Origin of the sequence: Methylobacterium sp. WL9, assembly GCF_008040035.1 — a bacterium.
GTDB lineage: Bacteria > Pseudomonadota > Alphaproteobacteria > Rhizobiales > Beijerinckiaceae > Methylobacterium > Methylobacterium thuringiense.
Map to the genome: position 1 here is coordinate 14,314 of NZ_VRVE01000017.1, position 17,897 is coordinate 32,210.

A 17,897-nucleotide genomic window follows, 5' to 3' on the forward strand; every position below is an offset into this window, starting at 1 on the left:
CTCGGGCGAGGGTCGACCGGACGCATGAGGCGGGCCTTGGCGTTCCGTCGCCGCCGCGGGTAGAGGTGCGTCCCTCATCGTCGGACTGCTACCATGATCGCCAAGCCTCGCGCTCTCCTGATCCTGCTCGCCTTCACCGCCGGCCTGGTGGCGCTCTCGGCGGGCGCGGTGATGTACCTCACGCCGAAGAACGACCAGGCGGTTAGGAGCGCCGTCGGCGGACCCTTCACCCTGGTGAACCAGGAGGGTAGGACCGTCACCGAGCGCGATTTCGCCGGGGCGACGCATCTCGTGTTCTTTGGCTTCACCCATTGCCCCGACGTGTGCCCGACGACGCTGCAGCAGATCAGCGACGTGCTCGCCGCCCTCGGACCGAAAGCGGACAAGCTGAAGGTCGCCTTCGTCACCGTCGATCCCGAGCGCGACACGCCGGAGACCCTCAAGACCTACCTGTCGAGCTTCGACCCGCGCATCACCGGGTTGACCGGAACGCCGGAGCAGGTCGCGGCGGCGGTGAAGGCCTATCGCGGCTATTCCCGCAAGGTCGAGGGCAAGGACGGCGACTACGTCATGGAGCACACCGCGCTGGTCTACATCATGGATGGCCGCAACGATTTCGTCGGCGCGCTCAATCTTCAACGGACGCCGCAGGAGACGGCGAAGGAGCTGGCCGGTCGGATCTGACTCTTTTTGCTGGTTCGCAGGCTTTCGACGCAGAGCCGCGAGGCACTTTTGCGAAGCCGGCTCATGGCCCCCGCCGGCGCTTCAGATGCAGCGCGCCGCTGCGGGAGGTGCGCGACAGGCCGTGCTCGGTCTTGTTCCAGCGATGGGGATGCCGGGCGAGTTCGAAGACCGCCAGCCATGCGGCGATGCTGACGAGGGCGAAGTAGATCGGCATCAAGGCGGCGAAGATCAATAGATTGGGCCAGCCGCGCCGAAGGCAGCCGACGGCACCGGGAAGCCACATGGCGACGAAGCCCGCGGAAGCGACCACCAGCGCCCCGGCTCCGGTGAGATGCGCGATCAGCCCCGCACCGGGCTTCGCGTCGAGAGCCGTCCACTCGATCCCCAGCCAGATCGTCAGGAGCGGGTAGAGCAGAGCCGAGAGGACCGTGCCCGGCACGACCGCCACCGCACACAGGCTATCGAGCAGCCCCAGCCTGCGGACCACGTCGAGAGGACGGCGTCCATGGGTGAAGCTCGTCTGCATGAAGCCCTTGAGCCAGCGAGTCCGCTGGCGCAGCCAGGCACGCAGCGTCTTGGGGGCTTCCTCGAAGGTCGGGCTCGGCAGGTCGCCGACGCGATAGCCCGCCAGCGCCAGCCGGATGCCGAGATCGGCATCCTCCGTCACGTTCCAGGCGTCCCAACCGTGCAGTTCCCGCAGCACCCGCGTGCGGAAATGCGTCGAGGTGCCGCCGAGAGGCGTCGGCATCCGCCACGCCGTCAAGGCCGGCAGCAGCACGTCGAAGAGGCCGGCATACTCGATCGCGAACAGCCGAGTCAGCCAGCTCTCGGCACAGTTGTCGATGACGAGCCGCCCCTGGAGGCAGGCGGTCGACGGGGGCTCGTCCGCAAACCGGCTCGCCGCCTCGCGAAGCTGGCCGGGATCGACCTGATCCTCGGCATCGAAGACGACGAGCAACTCGCCGCGCGCCAGCGGCAATCCGACATTGAGTGCCCGCGGCTTGGTGCGGGGTAGACCGGGCGGAACGACGACGACCTCGAAGCGGGCCGGCAACACCGCCGCGCGCAACGCCGCGGCCGTCTCGCCGTCGTCGGCTTCGATCAGGATCTTTATGTCGAGCTTGGCCTCCGGATAGTCGAGCCGCGCCAAGGTGTGGATCAGCCGCGGCAAGATCACGGCTTCGCGGTAGAGCGCGACCAGGACCGTGTAGGTCGGCAACGCGCGATCCGCGAGCCGGCGTGCACCGGCGGCGGGCTCGGTGCGCGCGGGGACCGTCACCGCGGCGAGGCGGAGCGCCAGCATGCCCAGCACGGAGCACTGGCCGAGCGCGATCAGTCCAAAACCGATCGTGTCGGGTAGCCGGCCGGCCATGAGGAACAGCAGGAAGACCAGCCCGAAGAGGCAGAGACTCGGCCAGGCCGGGCCGGGTGTGCAGGACCATTCCGGGTAGTGCCGCGCCAGATCGTTGGCGGCCTCGTCGGCGATCGTCTCCGCGAACCGTTCGAAGGCGGCGAGCCGCAGCCGGCGCGGCGACGTGATGGCCGGCGGCGGCGCCAAGCGCGCATATCCTGCGATCAATCGCGCGATGGCCGCGCCGCGCGGCGCCACGACGAGCGACTGCGCCGAGCCGGTCGCAAGCGGTGCCGCGCCGACTTCGAGGATCTGCGGATAGCGCGCGGTCTCGTCCAGAGAGACACGTTCGAGGAACACCGTGCCCAAGGTCCGTGCGAGGGCACGGTAGAACAGGTCCTCGTCCATCAGCCCGCGATTGACGAGGACCGTCGCGGCGTCGGTTCCGCAGGCGCGGGCGAGGGCGGCTGCCTGGGCGAGCGTGGCATGGGGGACGCCGGCATCCAGCAGGAAGCCGATCTCGGGCGGCAGGGATAGCCGACTTGCCGCTCCCCTTGCCGATCCGCTCTCCGCTTCGCTCGCCACTCGCAGGGACTCGCAGACGTGCTAGGAAGCAAGAGTGAGCCAGACCTCTTCTTCACACGCGCATTGCCGACGAATTTCCGCCTTCGGGTCAAGGCCCCGGCTGCGGCTAGCTGTGGGTCTCTGCCTAGCCGCGACGACACTCCTCGCCGGTGTGGCGGATCGGGCGCTGGCGCAGGATCCGGCGCCGGCGGCCACGCCCGGCGTCGCGATCCCGAACTTCTGGAATCCGCGCGCCCGCGGCGAACGAGTCGAGGCGCCGCAACTCGGACGGGCCGTCCGCTTCCTGACGGACGACGAGTTTCCGCCGCTGCATTTCGCGGGACCGGACGGCAATCCGACCGGCTTTTCGGTGGAGCTGGCGCGCGCGGTCTGCGACCGGCTCGCCGTGACCTGCACGGTCCAGGCGCGGCGCTTCGATACGCTGCTCGATGCGCTGAACGACAAGCAGGGCGACGTGGTCGCCGCAGCGATCCCGCTGACGGCGGGCTTGCGCAGCCGCTTCCTGGCGACACGCCCCTATTTCCGCTGGCCGGCACGATTCGTCGCCCGGACCGACAAGGGGCTGCCGGCCCCCTCGACCCAGGCTCTCGCCGGCAAGAGCGTCGGCGCGATCGAGAGCAGCGCGCACGCGGCCTACGTGACCGCGTTCTTCCCCGGCGCGGCGCTGAAACCCTTCCCCGATCTCGCGGCGGCGGAAGCTGCCCTGAAGCGGGGGGAGGTCGACTACCTCTTCGCCGACGGCCTCAACCTCGCCCTCTGGATCGGCGGCCAGGATTCCGAGCGCTGCTGCGCGTTCATCGGCGGCGACTATCTGGAGAACCGCTACTTCGGCGAGGGGATCGGCCTCGTGACCCGGACGGAGGACGCCGCGCTCTCCCGCGCCCTAGACGATGCGCTCCAGCGGGTCTGGGACGACGGCAAGTACGCGGAGATCTACTTGCGGTTCTTCCCGGTCAGTCCGTTCTAGAGCGCTCTCCGCCGAAGTGGTTGCCGGTTCGTCGAAAGAGAGCGCGACAAAACCGAAAAACCAGAGCCGGGATCCGATCCGGATGGATCGGGCACGGCTCTGATCCCTCGCGTTGACCGGCCCGGAGCCGGTCCATAGGGTGCGGCCCCTCGCGCCGGCCCGCCCGTCGGCGCTCCTGCTTCCTCGCTCAAGCCCCCGATCATGACCGCCCCGCTCGCCCTCGACCCCGACATCCTCGACGCCGCCGCCACGGCCGCCGCCTGGCCGTTCGAGGAGGCGCGCAAGCTCGTGGCGCGGCTGGAGCGCAAGCCGAAATCCGAAGTGCTGTTCGAGACCGGCTACGGCCCGTCGGGCTTGCCGCATATCGGCACCTTCGGCGAGGTCGCCCGTACCTCGATGGTGCGCCACGCCTTCCGCGTCCTGACCAACGACAGCGTGCCGACGCGGCTGATCGCGTTCTCCGACGACATGGACGGCTTGCGCAAGGTGCCGACCAACGTGCCGAACCAGGACCTGCTGGCAAAGGCGCTGAACCTGCCGCTGACCCGGGTGCCCGACCCCTTCGGCACCCATGACAGCTTCGGCGCGCACAACAACGCGGAGCTGCGCCGCTTCCTCGACGCCTTCGGCTTCGACTATGAATTCCGCTCGGCGACCGCGTGCTACGAGGCGGGGCTGTTCGACGACACGCTGCGTCTCGTGCTCGACCGCTACGAGGCGGTGATGGCGATCATGCTGCCGTCGCTCAGGGCCGAGCGCTCGGCCTCCTACTCGCCGTTCCTGCCGATCCACCCGGTGACGGGCCACGTCATGCAGGTCTCGATCGACGAGGTCAGGCCGTCCGCCGGCACCATCGTCTGGCGCGATCCGGCCACCGGCGAGGGCTACGAGACGCCGGTCACCGGCGGCCACGTGAAGCTGCAATGGAAGCCCGACTGGGCGATGCGCTGGGTCGCGCTCGGCATCGATTACGAGATGGCCGGCAAGGACCTGATCGATTCCGTGAAGCTCTCGGGCAAGATCGCGCAGGCCCTCGGCGCCGAGCCGCCGGAGGGCTTCAACTACGAACTCTTCCTCGACGAGAACGGCCAGAAGATCTCGAAGTCGAAGGGCAACGGCCTGACCATCGACGAGTGGCTCGCTTATGGCACGCCGGATTCGCTCTCGCTGTTCATGTACAACAAGCCGCGCGAGGCCAAGCGCCTGTTCTTCGACGTGATTCCGCGCAACGTCGACGAGTACGACAACTTCCTCGGCCGCTACCCGCGGCAGGACGCGAAGCTGCGCCTCGGCAACCCGATCTGGCACCTGCATGCCGGCGCGCCGCCGGCACCGGAGGCGATCGACGCCGCCGGCACGACGATCAGCTTCGCCATGCTGCTCAACCTGGTCTCCGTGGCCAATGCCGAGACGCCCGACGTGCTCTGGGGCTTCATCCGCCGCTACGCGCCCGATGTCGGGCCCGGGACGCATCCACGCCTCGCCGCGCTCGTCGACCGGGCGCTCGCCTATTATCGCGATTTCGTGCGCCCGCAGAAGCAGTACCGCGCGCCCTCCGAGGAGGAGACTGCGGCTTTTCGCGACCTCGCCGAGGCGCTTGGCCAGCACGAAGGCTCGGCCGATCCGGAGGCGTTGCAGGCCGTGGTCTACGAGGTGGGGCGGCGGCATTTCCCCGATCTCTCGGGCAAGTCGAAGAGTCCCGATGGGCGGCCGGGGGTGGCCAAGACCTGGTTCGCCTCGATCTACAACGTGCTGCTCGGCGAGGCGCAGGGACCGCGCTTCGGCTCGTTCATCGCGCTCTACGGCGTAGCCGAGACGCGGGCGCTGATCGGAAAGGCCCTGGAAGGAGCGTTCGTCGGCGAGCCGGCCTGAGGCCGCGCAGCGTTCGGATCAGCGGACGAGCGGGACGCTCGTCCCGCCTGTCCCAGGGCGTCCCACGGTCGCTTGTCCCGGCCGACTCCGCCTCACTTCGCACGTGCGCGAAAACGAGCTTGACGAGCGCGACGCAAATCAGCTAATATTCCTATATTCTCCTAAGCCGTGTCCGATCCGGTCAGGATCGTCGACGGATGCCGGAGTTGGCTTCGGGCTCACCGAATCGGCTGGGTTTTCAACGCGCGGCGTCATCGCCTCTGCCCTGCACGATCAACCCCTGCTGCGACGGCGATGTCCACGGCATAGGCGATGAGGTTCCAGACCGAAAATATCCGGCCGAGCAGGAGCTGGCCGGTGAGCGTGAGGCGGAACGCATCGAGACCGGGCGTGTGAAACAGGCGAAGGCGCTCGCCACGGCGCGGGCGAGCGGCTTTACGCACGCGGGATCGGCACAGTTCGAGCTCTTTCGGAATCTTCAGTTGCGAGAAGGCATTTCAGGAGGCCGTGTCCAGGATCGACATTTGCTGGTAGTCGACGCAGCGGCAGGACTCGAACCTGCGACCTTCTCGCCCGCACATTGCTGTACGTAGGAAGCGAGTGCTCTTTCCGCTGAGCTACGCTGCGACGACGGCCTTCTTTTACAAACTCTCACGGCACGCGGTTGACGCGATTTGGGCGCTAGCTATGAATTGCTGTCAATCGTCGGCGGGATCCTCACGGCGAGACCTTCCCAAGGAAATCACAAGCTTTTTCATCTCCAAGCGCAATCTATCATATTCTTTTATACGATCTTTTGCATCAAGAGAGGGGTTAATCTCAGTGTTTTCTACGAACGGCCCAAATTTCTTCTTTGAATCCTCGCTCAGAGATATCATTCTCTGCCACAGTTTCCAGACTACCATTTTGGCTTCACTTGATGAAGTTGGCACACCCGGCATATTTGTGTATCGAATATACTCATTAGCCAATTGAATTATCGGCAGATTCACTGACCTAAAGTTATTGCTTTGCAGAGCAACGTCGTCATTACCTTCAGATTCTGCATTGTAATTATCGTGCCCTTGCTTCTCTTTGCTTCTTGCAAATCTATTTATCGCACCAGCCAAACTCACATCAGATTTTCCACTGACAATTTCGAATAACACGCTAGCACAGGCAGAAAAGTTTGATCCAGGCGTCGTTCGAAATGGCGGCCCTGAATAATATAAAGACATTGTATAAGCGGTTTCGACAACATGAGTACGAAATTTTGAGTCTGACAGTATCAAGAATTCCCCATCTTCCCGAGCACGTATTGCACAAAGATCAATTACGCCGTAAGCAAATTTTATTTCTACAACTAGATTATCAAAATTCATGTGGGGCGACTGGGAAAGATGAGACTCCTCGAAGACCAGTCGACGAAGATTATTGTATTCAATATCAACAAAGGTTTTTGCATCTCCTAGCGCCCCAATTAATTCAGAAAATTTTTGCCGCGCTAGATCGATCGCCTCGATTGCTTGCCGTCGCGACTTATCACGCCTATTTGACCCTTGAATAATCCAAAAATCATGATGGCAATCGTCAATAATTTCCATGAATGACAAAATTTGCTCGTCTCGTTCAAATTTAAATTATTGCGAAAATTCTGGAAGTAAATCTTGCAATCTCTTGAAATATGATTTTTGCTTTCTTACCTCCTCTATGACAAAATCATCTGAGATATCAGCAGAAACAAACTGCTCCATATGCTTTGAGTTCAAAAAAACCCCTGAATCTGGAACTAATTCGTTGGAAATTTTTGCATAATCTACGTCAATACTCCTAGAAGCTCGCATCAAATCTATCACGTCGCTATTAGATATAATCGGCTTATTTATTATATTCTTTAAAATAGCAACACGCTCGTTTCTTGTGATATCTGTGTTGCTAGACATAGTTCTGTCCCCTCAGCGGCATCATTATGAGGCGATGACGAATGCAACGCCCTTAGATCGCCCCCTTCGCTCGCGATGATTGCGGTCCGCACTCGCCCCTTTTCATCCGTTCCAGGGATCGAGCAGCGGGACGCCGGTCGGATGGAAATCCGCGACGTTGCGGGTGACGACCGTCATGCCGTGAACGAGCGCGGTCGCCGCGATCAGGGCGTCGCGCTCGCTTCGCCTGTCGGGACTGTGCAGCCGGGCACAGCGCCGCGCTACGGCCGTATCGATCGCCAGCGTCCGATCCGCGAACTCGGGCAGCACCTGCTGTTCGAGCCAGGAGCGAAGCAGGGCGCCTTGGGCGGTATCCCGGCGCTCGATCGTGAGGACGCCGAGTTCCAGCTCCAGGATCGTGATGGCCGAGACGAAGAGATCGCCGGCATCGACGGTCTCGAAGAACGCCACGACGTTCGCATTCGCCTTCCCGAGCCGCACTTTTCGCAACTCGGACACGACGTTGGTGTCGAGGACGTACATCACAGCAGGTCGGCCGGCCGCGTCCCGATCTCCACGCGCGGCGGATCGAAGGCGACATCCGCGTGATCGGTCATCGCCAGGGCGTCGGCGATGCTCCGCCTCTGTCCGGTCAGCCGCTGATACGCCTCGATGCTCAGCAGCACGTGAGAGGGCTTTCCGCGATCGGTGATCAACACGGGCCCGGTCTTGGCTGCCTTCTTGGCGCGGCTGACGTCCTGATTGAGCTCACGGCTGGACATGGTCGTGACGGTCATCGCGACGCCTCGCATGGGCCAATCGATGTAGGCACGTTACTACCTCTCGGCGGGCGTCTCAATCGTCCTTCCCAGTCGCGCCCGGCCGACTTGCGTGGTGCGGGCGGCGCGGTGCCGAGCACCGACGGTTTACACCGCCCGGAGCGCTCGCTATCACCCCCGCTCACACCGACAATCGAGTTTCACACCAGATGCGCGCCGAGATCGAGCAGGCCTCGGATGCCGCCAAGCAGTCTATAGGACTGCTGAGGAGGCATCTTTGACTGGGATACAGTCGACAAACGCCTCGCGGAGCTGAACGCCGCTTCGGAGAATCCGGAGCTGTGGAACGACGCCGAAGCCGCGCAGAAGGTCATGCGCGAGCGCCAGCAACTCGACGAGGCCGTCAGCGCCATCCGCAAGCTCGAGCAGGATCTCGACGACGGGGCGATGCTGATCGAACTCGGTGAGATGGAGGGCGACGACGCCTCCATCCGCGAGGGCGAGGCCACGATCAAGGCCGTCGAGAAGGAAGCGGCCGGCCGGCAGGTCGAGACGCTGCTCTCGGGCGAGGCCGACGGCTTCGACACCTATCTCGAAGTCCATGCGGGCGCCGGCGGCACCGAGAGCCAGGACTGGGCCAACATGCTCCAGCGCATGTACGGCCGCTGGGCCGAGCGCCGGAAGTACAAGGTCGACATCGTCGAGTGGTCGGACGGCGAAGAGGCCGGGATCAAGGGCGCGACGCTCCTGATCAAGGGCCACAACGCCTATGGCTGGCTCAAGACCGAGTCCGGCGTGCACCGGCTGGTGCGGATCTCGCCCTACGATTCGAGCGCGCGGCGGCACACCAGCTTCGCCTCGGTCTGGGTTTATCCGGTGATCGACGACCGGATCGAGATCGAGATCAAGGAATCGGACTGCCGCATCGACACCTACCGCTCGTCGGGCGCGGGCGGCCAGCACGTCAACACCACCGACTCGGCGGTGCGCATCACCCACAACCCCACGGGGATCGTGGTGGCGTGCCAGCAGGAGCGCTCGCAGCACAAGAACCGGGCGACCGCCTGGAACATGCTGCGCGCCCGCATGTACGAAGCCGAGCTGAAGAAGCGGGAAGAGAAGGCCAACGCCGAGGCGGCCTCCAAGACCGATATCGGCTGGGGCCACCAGATCCGCTCCTACGTGCTGCAGCCCTATCAGCTGGTGAAGGACCTGCGCACCGGCACGCAGTCGACCGACCCGGACGAGGTGCTCGACGGCGACATCGACCCGTTCATCGAGGCCTCGCTGGCCCAACGGCTCTACGGGGCGACGGAGAACGTCGAGGACATCGACTGATCGTGTCGAAGCCGACGAGGCCTATTGCGGCCGAGCCAGCTTCTGCAACTGGGCCTTCGACCAGGCGACCCAGGATCCGGCCGCCAGACCGTCCTGGCCCGGCGCGGTGTCCGCAGCCTCTCCGGTGAGGGTGGCGCCCGCCCTCAGGAAGCGCTCCGGATCGACGGGCTGCCCGTCGATCCGGACCTCGTAATGCAGGTGGTTGCCGGTCGAGCGTCCCGTCGAGCCGACCCGGCCGATGACGGCGCCGGCCTCGACCCGCTGTCCCGGTGAGACCCCATAGCTCGCCAGATGCGCGTAGCGCGTGACGAAGCCCTGGCCGTGGTCGATCTCGACCATGTTGCCGTAGCCGCCGCCATATTCCGCCGCCGTGACACGGCCGGCCGCCGTCGCGCGGGCGGCGGTGCCGAGATCGGCCCGCATGTCGAGCCCGGTATGCATGGCGAGCCCGCGGGTGAACGGGTCGAACCGGGGGCCGAATTCGCTGGTGAAGACGGCCTCTTCGGCCAGCGGCCGGCGGAAGGGCAGGGCGGACACGCTCCGGCGCAGCCGCCTTTCGTCGTCGGCCGAGCGCTGGGCCTCGGCCAGCGCGCGATCGAAGGCGTCGCCGCTCAGAGGAACCAGCGGGCCGCCGACGCCGCGCTCGGGCCGGTCGAAACGGCCCGGATCGAGGCCGGCCTGCAGGATCGCGCTGCGGAAGCGGGCGGCGTTGCGCATCGCCTTCGCGGCGATGTCGCCGAGCACCTGCGATTGCCGCTGCGCCAGACGATCGAGCCGCCCGTCGAGGCCGGCGATATGACGGTCGAGCCGGTGCTCGGGCACCTCCACGCGGTCGCCCCCGCGCATGCGCAGGTCGAAGGCGCCGCCGGGTTCGCCGGGTGTCGGGAACGGCTTTTGGGGTTGTGCGGCCGGGGCCTGTTCCGGCGCCGGCGCGGCCGGGATCGAGCCCGTGGTCTCGGGCTCGATCGCACCGAGTCCGGCGAGCACGCCCTGCCGCTTCTCGATCAGCACCTGCCGCTCGGCGAGCGCCGCGATCCGGCCCTCGAAGCCCTCGCGGGTCCGCACGCGCTCGGAGACCGAACGCTCGACCTGGGTCTGAAGCGCGCCGACCTGCGCCTCGTAGGCGAGTTGCACTGCCCGCACCTGACCGAAGAAGCGGCCGAGCATCTCGTCGTGGAACACGATGTAGTAGCTCGTGGCCCCGGACCAGATCGTGCTCGCGGCGAGCGCCACCGCCAGCACCGGAACGAGCCGGCTCCCGCGCCGCGATGCCGCAGGGTCGCCCGGACGTCCGCGCCGCCGGGACGTGTCGGCCCCCGGAATAGTCGATGTTGGGATGGGTCGCATGCAGCCCGAACCGGAAAGCCAGGTGCGCCCACCACACAGCGTCAAGGTTAAGGAAGGGGAAAAGCGCGCCCTTCGCCACCGAAAGGATCGGGCGCCTCAGCCGAGCGCGCGGGTCGCCTCCAGCACCTCCTCGGCATGGCCCGGCACCTTCACCTTCGGCCAGATCCGGGCGATCCGGCCTTCCGCGTCGATCAGCATCGTGGTGCGCTCGACGCCCATGTACTTGCGCCCGTACATGCTCTTCTCGACCCAGACGCCGTAGGCCTCGAGCATGCCCTTGGCCTCGTCGGAGGCGAGCGGGAAGGTCAGCCCGTATTTCGCGCGGAACTTGTCGTGGCTCTTCACCGAATCGGGGGAGACGCCGACCACCGTGGCGCCGGCCTCGGCGAAGGCGTCGCCGAGCGCGTTGAAGCCCTGCGCCTCCAGGGTGCAGCCGCTGGTGTCGTCCTTCGGATAGAAATACAGCACGACCTTGCGGCCCTTGAGGCCATCGAGGGCGATCGTCTCGCCTCCTGCGCCGGCTAAGCTGAAATCGGGAGCAGTTTGACCCTGTTCGAGAGGCATCATGCCTTCCTTTCGGCTGATTGATGGTGTGCCTCGGGACCGCGCGCCAGAGTTGCGGCGCGCCACGCCGACAGACGCGACAGCCCAAGGCGTATCGCTCGATTAACCCGGGCGCGTAGGCCGATCCAGCGGCGAAGGATTGATGGACCAGGAAACGGCCCACTCGCTCCTCAAGGAGGCGGTGACCGGCGAGGCGGCGCCGCGATGCGCTCCGCTGGAGCGCGGGCGCACGGCGTCCGGCCGCGTCCGCCAGTCCTGCTTCTGGACCGCGTTCGCACTGGTCCTCGTGCTCGGCCTCGGCGGCGGCCTCGCCGTCTACCGCCTGTCCCAGGGACCGCTGCGGATCGACGGCATGTCCGAGCGGGTCGCGGCCAGCCTCGCCGGCAGCATCGGCCCGGGCTGGCGGGTCGACCTCAAGGACAGTGCGCTCGAACTCGATTCCGAGAATTCCCTGGCCTTGCGCGTGGCGGGGCTCGACGTGTTCAACCCGGAGGGGGCGCTGGTGGTGCGCGCGCCGCTCGCCGTCGTCAGCATCGACACCTGGGGCCTGCTGCGCCTCTCGGTGCAGCCGCGCTCCATCGAATTCCGCGACCTGCGGATGACGGCCCTCGTGCACGGCGACGGCTCGATCGCCTTCGCCGCCTCGTCGCCCTCGCAGGAGGGCGCGGCCAAGCCCCATACCCTGCCGAGCGTCGACGCCGCCCGCGGCACCGTCTCGCCGCTCTCGGCCGCCGTCGCCTCGATCTTCGGCGTCGTGCTCGATTCGGCCGGCGTCGTCGGCGCGCTGGACCGGGCGCGGATCACCAACGGCCGCCTGACCCTGATCGACGACTCGGCCCGCGAGCGCGCGGTGTTCGAGCGCGTCAACGGCCTGTTCCGGCGCGACGCGGTGCGCGACGCCCGCATCTTCGAGCTGCGCATCGACGGCCCGCACGGCGAGTGGCGCTTCGGCGGCAACCTGCACGAAGAGGGCGGCGGCAAGCGCACCGGCACCATCACCCTCGACGACCTGCCCGTCACCGACATGCTCCTGCTCGGCGGCCTCTCGAAGCTGCCCGTCGAGACCGACCTGAAGCTCTCGGCCTCCGCCGACGTCGCGATCGATCAGGGCCGGATCGAGACCATGAAGGCCGGGATCCACTCCAGCGCCGGCAACCTCCTCATCGAGGAGAAGGACTTCAACCCGGTCACCATCGAGACGCTGAACGCCGCCGTGAGCTGGGACGAGGCGCATCGCGCCCTCAAGCTCGATTCCCTGGTCTATGCCGGGGCCGGCAACAGCGCGCAGCTGGAGGGCGCCTTCGCCCAGAGCCCGACGGGCTCCAACAGCGACTGGACCTTCCGCTTCGGCGGCCGCGACGCGGTGATGCGCGGCGCGGCGGCGAGCGATCCGCCGGTCAAGATCGGCGAGATCGAGGGCCACCTCACCGGCCGGGCCGGCGGCATCAGCATCGACACCCTCGCGCTGAAGGGGGAGGGGCTCGACGGGCGCGTCTCCGGCACGATCGGCACCACGGCCGACGACGACGGCGTGACCTTGCACATCGCCGCCTCCGACACCGAAGGGCGGCTCGCCCTGCGGCTCTGGCCCGAGCACATCGCGCCGGGCGTGCGCAATTACCTCGTCGACTACCTGCGCGCGGGCAAGGTCGACACCACCGACATCACCATCGACATGAGCGGGGCCGAGGTCGCGGCGGCCACGAAGGGCGATCCGATGCCCGACCAGGCGCTGAACATCGCCTTCGCCGTGTCGCAGGCGGGGCTCACCGTCTCGAAGGACGCGCCGCCGCTGAGCCGCGGCAAGGTGACGGGCACCATCACCGGCCGCACCACGACGATCACCGGCGCCACCGCCGACATCCGCATGGCCGACAACCGCGCCCTCGGCGTCAGCGACGGCTCGTTCGTGATCCGGGATCCCCAGCCCGGCCGGATCATGGCCCAGATCGGCCTGCGCCTCGGCGGCGGCGCCGACGCGGTCGCGGCGCTGCTACAGACCAAGATGTTCAAGGGGCTCACGGGCACCGACATCGATCCCGGCACCGTGAAGGGCCATGCGGATCTCCGCATCGATTTCCCGTTGAACCTGAAGCACGTGCCGGATCTGGCCGACATCCCGATCACGCTGAGCGGAGCCCTGTCCGACCTCTTCGTCGACAAGGCCATCGGCAAGGAGCGCTTCGAGGCCGGGCACTTCGCCCTGAACTACGACCGCAGCGGCTTCGTCATGAAGGGCGACGGCCGGGTGCTCGGCGCCCCCGTCGCCATCGACCTGAAGCAGCCCAAGCCCGGCGCGCCCGGCGAGGCGCTGGTGACGATCGTTCTCGACGAAAGCTTCCGCGCCAGGAAGGGGCTCCCCGTCGCGCCGCAGCTGACGGGGCCGATCCCGGCGCGGATCACCGTGCCGATCGGCCGCCCCGGCCCCGGAAAGCCGCCGATCCGGATCGAGGCGGACCTCGCCAAGGCCGGCATCGACGGCGTGCTGCCGGGCTGGTCGAAGGCCGCCGGCAAGCCGGGCAAGCTCGGCTTCACTCTGGTCGAGACCGCCTCCGGCGGCTCGGAACTGCGCGACATCGCCCTCGACGCCGCGCCGACGCTGGTCCGCGGCAGCGTCGCGATCACCGCCGAGGGCGGCTTCGACCGGGCCGACATCACCAGCCTTAAGCTCTCACCGGGCGACGACATGCGCGTCTCGGTGGACCGCACCGGCAGCGTCTACAAGGTCTCGGTGAAGGGCGCGGTGGCCGATGCCCGCCCCTTCCTGAAGTCGCTGACCAGCTCGGACTCGAAGAAGGGCAAGGACAAGGACGGCAAGGACGTCGAGGCGGACATCGCCCTCAACATCCTCACCGGCTTCAACGGCGAGGCGCTGACCGGCGCCAACCTCAAGATGACCATGCGCGACGGCGACGTGCGCAGCGCGCAGATCAAGGGCCGCTTCGGCAGCGCCCCCTTGAGCGCGACGATCCGGCCCGAGCGCGGCCAGCCGCTGCTCGCCCTCGATTCGGAGGATTCCGGCGCGACGCTGCGCTTCTTCGACGTCTACAAGCGGATGTACGGCGGCAAGCTCGACCTCGACCTGTTCCTCAACGACGGGCCGCAGGCGGGCGTGGTGAAGATCACGAACTTCGTGCTGCGCGACGAGCCGGCCCTGTCGCGGATCATGGCCTCCGGACCGGCCGCGGGCGACGCCGTCGACGCACGCGGCCGCCGGGTCGCCGCCGCCAACGACGTCGGCTTCGACCGCATGCGCGCGAACTTCTCCCGCGCCGGCGCACGGGTGACGTTCCGCGACGCGGCGATCTCGAACGCGGCGATGGGCTTCACCATGGGCGGTTGGCTCGACACCGCCAAGGAGCGCACCCAGATCGACGGCACCTTCGTGCCGCTCTACGCCCTGAACAACGTGGTGGCGCAGATCCCCGTGGTCGGCCCGCTGCTCGGCGGCGACCGCAACGAAGGCCTGTTCGGCGTCAACTTCGCCGTCTCGGGTCCGATCGCCAAGCCGACGGTGAGCGTGAACCCGCTCTCGGCCGTCGCGCCGGGCTTCCTGCGCCAACTCTTCGGCGCGGGGGGAGGCTCGGGGGAAGCCTCCGCCAACGGCCAGCCGGAGCGCTGAAGGGCTCTTCGCCTCAGCCCTTCCGCAGCAGCACGTGCTTCTTCTTGCCGAAGGACAGCTTGATCACGCCGTCCTTCATGTCGGCGGCGCGCAGCACGGAGCGCTCGTCGCTGACCTGGACGTCGTTGACGCGCAGGCCCCCGCTCTTCACCTGCCGCCGCGCCTCGCTCGTCGAGGGCAGGAGCCGGGCGTATTCCGGCCCGAAGGCGGTGAGCACGCCGATGCCGGCATCGAGCAGGTCGGCCGAGACGGTGACGGTCGGCAGATCCGCCGCGACGGTGCCCTCCACGAAGGTTTTCCGAGCCGTCTCGGCGGCGACGTCCGCCGCCTCGCGGCCGTGCATCAGCGCCGTCGCCTCCGTGGCGAGCGTCTTCTTGGCCTCGTTGATCTCGGCGCCGGCAAAAGCCTCGAGCCGGGCGATCTCGTCCATCGGCAACAGCGTGAACAGCTTGAGGAAGCGGCCGACATCGGCGTCCTCGGTGTTCCGCCAGAACTGCCAGTAATCGTAAGGGCTCAGCATCCCCTCATCGAGCCAGACCGCCCCGGCGGCCGTCTTGCCCATCTTGGCGCCGGAGGCCGTGGTCAGCAGCGGGCAGGTCAGGCCGTAGAGTTGGGGCGTGCCCATGCGCCGGCCGAGATCGAGCCCCATGACGATGTTACCCCACTGATCCGAGCCGCCCATCTGCGCGATGCAGCCGTAGCGGCGGTTCAGCTCGACGAAGTCGTAGGATTGCAGGATCATGTAGTTGAACTCCAGGAACGAGAGTTCCTGGTCGCGCTCCAGCCGCATCCGCACGCTGTCCATCGACAGCATCCGGTTTACCGAGAAGTGGCGGCCGGCGTCGCGCAGCATCTCGATGTAGTTGAGCTTGGTCAGCCACTCGGCGTTGTCGACCATCAGCGCCTCGCCCGGCGCTTCGCCGAAGCTGAGGAACTTGGCGAAGGTCTTGCCGATGCCTTGCTTGTTCGCCTCGATCTGCTCGAGCGTCAGGATCTTGCGGGTTTCGTCGCGGCCCGAGGGGTCGCCGACGCGGGTGGTGCCGCCGCCCATCAGCGCGATCGGCTTGCCGGCCTTCGTCGCTTGGAGCCAGTGCAGCATCATGATCGAGAGCAGGTGGCCGATATGCAGCGAGGCCGCCGTGCAGTCGTAGCCGACATAGGTCGTCAGCCGGCCCTCCAGCGCCGCCGTGTCGATGCCTTCGAGATCGGAGGTCTGGTGGATGTAGCCGCGCTCGGTCAGCACCGCCAAGAAATCGGATTTCGGCGCGAAGGGCTCGGCGGCGGTCATGTCGGGTCGGTCTCGATGCTGGGCGTTGGTGGCGCGACAGGGCCGCGGCCGGCATGGTAGCTCCCCGAAACACGAGGAACGTCGGGCGGCTCTGCGTGCCTCTCACACGACGACCGCGGATCGGGCGTCGTGTGAGAGGCACTTAGCAGGGCCACCCGGGAAAGACGACGGGGCGTCACGGCATGACGATGAAGCGCGCGATCGGCCTGATGAGCGGCACCTCCCTCGACGGGGTCGACGTCGCCCTGATCGAGACGGACGGCGAGCGGGTCCAGATCACCAAGGGCCGCAACAACTTCCTCGATCCGCTGGGGCCGACCGGATACCGCGGCTACGAGGAGGAGGAGCGGGCGCTGCTGCGCAAGGCGACGCGCGATGCCGAGAGCGTGACCCTGCCGAGCGACCGGCCCGGGCACCTGCCGGAGGCCGAAGCCTTCGTCACCCGGGCGCATGCCGAGGCGGTGGAGCGCTTCCTCGCCGATAACGGCCTGAGCGCGGCCGACATCGAGGTGATCGGCTTCCACGGCCAGACCGTGATCCACCGGCCGCAGGCGCGCATCAGCATCCAGATCGGCGACGGACAGGCGCTGGCTGACCGCGTCGGCATTCCTGTCGTCTCCGACCTGCGCCGGGCCGATATCGACGCGGGCGGGCAGGGGGCGCCGCTGGTGCCGATCTTTCATAAGGCGCTGGCCGAGGCCGCCGGCTTCGAGGGCGCCTTCGGCATCCTCAACATCGGCGGCGTGGCGAACGCGACGCTGATCGATTCGAAGGGCGGCGTCATCGCCTTCGACACCGGCCCCGGCAATTCGCTCATCGACGAGTGGATGCAGGAACGCGAGAACAAGAACCTCGACGACGGCGGCCGCACCGCCGCGCGCGGCAAGCCCGACGACCAGCTGCTCGCCTGGCTGTTGCAGCACCCGTTTTTCGCCAAGACGCCGCCGAAGTCGCTCGACCGCAACTGGTTCTCCCACAAGCTCGCCGGCCAGCTCTCCACCGAGGACGGCGCGGCGACGCTCACCGCCTTCACCGCCCGCGCCGTGTTGCTGGCCCTCGATCACGCGCCGGAAAAGCCGACGCGCTGGGTGATCGCAGGCGGCGGGGCCAAGAACGGCGAGCTGATGCGGCTCCTGACCACGCTGCTCGACGCCGAGATCCTGATGGCCGACGCCATCGGCTGGTCCTCCGCCTTCCTCGAAGCGCAGGCCTTCGCCTATCTCGCCATGCGCACGCTGAAAGACCTGCCGATCACGTTCCCGAGCACCACCGGCGTGAGCCAGCCGATCTCGGGGGGCGTGCTGTCGCGGCCGCGGTGAAGCCCGTGCAGCGCAACAGGTCTGCCATCCCCAACGATCCTCATGCTGAGGCGCCCGCGCCAGCGGGCCTCGAAGCACGGCCGACGCTCCTGCAGGCCGACGCGCGGCTCGTGATCCTGGATGAGCGGATGCCGTGCTTCGAGGCCGCTCCGCGGCACCTCAGCATGAGGGGCGTGGTGGGTGCCACTGATGGCTTCGGCTGAGGACAGGGCCTTGCGTTCGGTCACACAAGCGCGATGGGTCTCGCGCCGGATCGCCGCGGCAGCTACGCTTGGCCGAA

The 17,897-nt window shown here is 67.0% G+C and carries 14 protein-coding genes, 1 tRNA gene and 1 pseudogene; 6 read left to right on the forward strand and 10 right to left on the reverse strand.

Annotated elements, in window-relative coordinates; translation table 11 throughout:
- Positions 1-93 precede the first annotated feature (93 nt).
- On the forward strand, positions 94-684 hold the full coding sequence (locus FV217_RS08330) for an SCO family protein (protein WP_147816732.1): 591 nt from the start codon (positions 94-96) through the stop codon (positions 682-684).
- Positions 685-745: 61 nt separating this feature from the next.
- Here the strand turns inward: FV217_RS08330 and FV217_RS08335 are convergent, their stop codons facing one another.
- Entirely contained in the window at positions 746-2,620 is a 1,875-nt protein-coding gene (locus tag FV217_RS08335) for a glycosyltransferase family 2 protein (protein ID WP_246682742.1), read from the reverse strand.
- Positions 2,621-2,771: 151 nt separating this feature from the next.
- On the opposite strand from FV217_RS08335, the gene FV217_RS08340 reads away from it, so the two are divergent.
- Both FV217_RS08340 and FV217_RS08345 read left to right on the forward strand, forming a co-directional pair.
- Positions 2,772-3,587, forward strand: coding sequence for a transporter substrate-binding domain-containing protein (locus FV217_RS08340; RefSeq protein WP_238231837.1), 816 nt, complete (start codon positions 2,772-2,774; stop codon positions 3,585-3,587).
- Positions 3,588-3,788: 201 nt separating this feature from the next.
- On the forward strand, positions 3,789-5,459 hold the full coding sequence (locus tag FV217_RS08345) for a lysine--tRNA ligase (RefSeq protein WP_147816733.1): 1,671 nt from the start codon (positions 3,789-3,791) through the stop codon (positions 5,457-5,459).
- Between the two features lie 251 nt (positions 5,460-5,710).
- Here the strand turns inward: FV217_RS08345 and FV217_RS08350 are convergent.
- The 6 genes and pseudogenes from FV217_RS08350 to FV217_RS08375 all read right to left on the reverse strand — a co-directional run.
- A pseudogene (locus tag FV217_RS08350) lies at positions 5,711-5,863 on the reverse strand (DUF2809 domain-containing protein); the annotation flags it as partial.
- A 133-nt stretch (positions 5,864-5,996) separates the two neighbouring features.
- Positions 5,997-6,086 (reverse strand) — tRNA-Arg (locus FV217_RS08355).
- Positions 6,087-6,157: 71 nt separating this feature from the next.
- The gene (locus FV217_RS08360; protein ID WP_210245128.1) at positions 6,158-7,051 is read right to left on the reverse strand and encodes a hypothetical protein; all 894 of its coding nucleotides are present in this window, start codon (positions 7,049-7,051) and stop codon (positions 6,158-6,160) included.
- Between the two features lie 27 nt (positions 7,052-7,078).
- On the reverse strand, positions 7,079-7,381 hold the full coding sequence (locus FV217_RS08365; RefSeq protein ID WP_147816736.1) for a hypothetical protein: 303 nt from the start codon (positions 7,379-7,381) through the stop codon (positions 7,079-7,081).
- Positions 7,382-7,483: 102 nt separating this feature from the next.
- On the reverse strand, positions 7,484-7,906 hold the full coding sequence (locus tag FV217_RS08370; RefSeq protein WP_210245129.1) for a type II toxin-antitoxin system VapC family toxin: 423 nt from the start codon (positions 7,904-7,906) through the stop codon (positions 7,484-7,486).
- Positions 7,903-8,157 carry a type II toxin-antitoxin system Phd/YefM family antitoxin gene (locus FV217_RS08375; RefSeq protein WP_147816738.1) on the reverse strand — a complete coding sequence of 85 codons (255 nt, stop codon included), beginning with the start codon at positions 8,155-8,157 and terminating at the stop codon, positions 7,903-7,905. The genes FV217_RS08370 and FV217_RS08375 overlap by 4 nt, the downstream gene beginning before the upstream one ends.
- 191 nt (positions 8,158-8,348) lie before the next feature.
- Between FV217_RS08375 and prfB the strand changes: the two genes are divergently transcribed.
- A protein-coding gene (prfB, locus tag FV217_RS08380) for a peptide chain release factor 2 (RefSeq protein WP_147816739.1) occupies positions 8,349-9,477 on the forward strand; the annotation gives its coding sequence in 2 pieces (ribosomal slippage) (positions 8,349-8,417 and positions 8,419-9,477; 1,128 coding nt in all).
- A gap of 21 nt (positions 9,478-9,498) precedes the next feature.
- Here the strand turns inward: prfB and FV217_RS08385 are convergent.
- Together FV217_RS08385 and FV217_RS08390 are read right to left on the reverse strand one after the other, a co-directional pair.
- A complete protein-coding gene (locus tag FV217_RS08385; RefSeq protein ID WP_246682743.1) occupies positions 9,499-10,719 on the reverse strand; it encodes a M23 family metallopeptidase in 1,221 nt (406 codons plus the stop codon).
- A 201-nt stretch (positions 10,720-10,920) separates the two neighbouring features.
- On the reverse strand, positions 10,921-11,388 hold the full coding sequence (locus FV217_RS08390) for a peroxiredoxin (RefSeq protein ID WP_147816767.1): 468 nt from the start codon (positions 11,386-11,388) through the stop codon (positions 10,921-10,923).
- Between the two features lie 142 nt (positions 11,389-11,530).
- Here FV217_RS08390 and FV217_RS08395 point away from each other — a divergent pair, with 142 nt between their 5' ends.
- A complete protein-coding gene (locus FV217_RS08395; protein ID WP_147816741.1) occupies positions 11,531-15,010 on the forward strand; it encodes an AsmA-like C-terminal region-containing protein in 3,480 nt (1,159 codons plus the stop codon).
- A gap of 13 nt (positions 15,011-15,023) precedes the next feature.
- Here the strand turns inward: FV217_RS08395 and tyrS are convergent, their stop codons facing one another.
- Positions 15,024-16,298, reverse strand: a complete 1,275-nt coding sequence (gene tyrS, locus FV217_RS08400; protein WP_147816742.1) for a tyrosine--tRNA ligase — start codon at positions 16,296-16,298, stop codon at positions 15,024-15,026.
- A 182-nt stretch (positions 16,299-16,480) separates the two neighbouring features.
- On the opposite strand from tyrS, the gene FV217_RS08405 reads away from it, so the two are divergent.
- The gene (locus FV217_RS08405; protein WP_147816743.1) at positions 16,481-17,617 is read left to right on the forward strand and encodes an anhydro-N-acetylmuramic acid kinase; all 1,137 of its coding nucleotides are present in this window, start codon (positions 16,481-16,483) and stop codon (positions 17,615-17,617) included.
- Positions 17,618-17,897 lie beyond the last annotated feature (280 nt).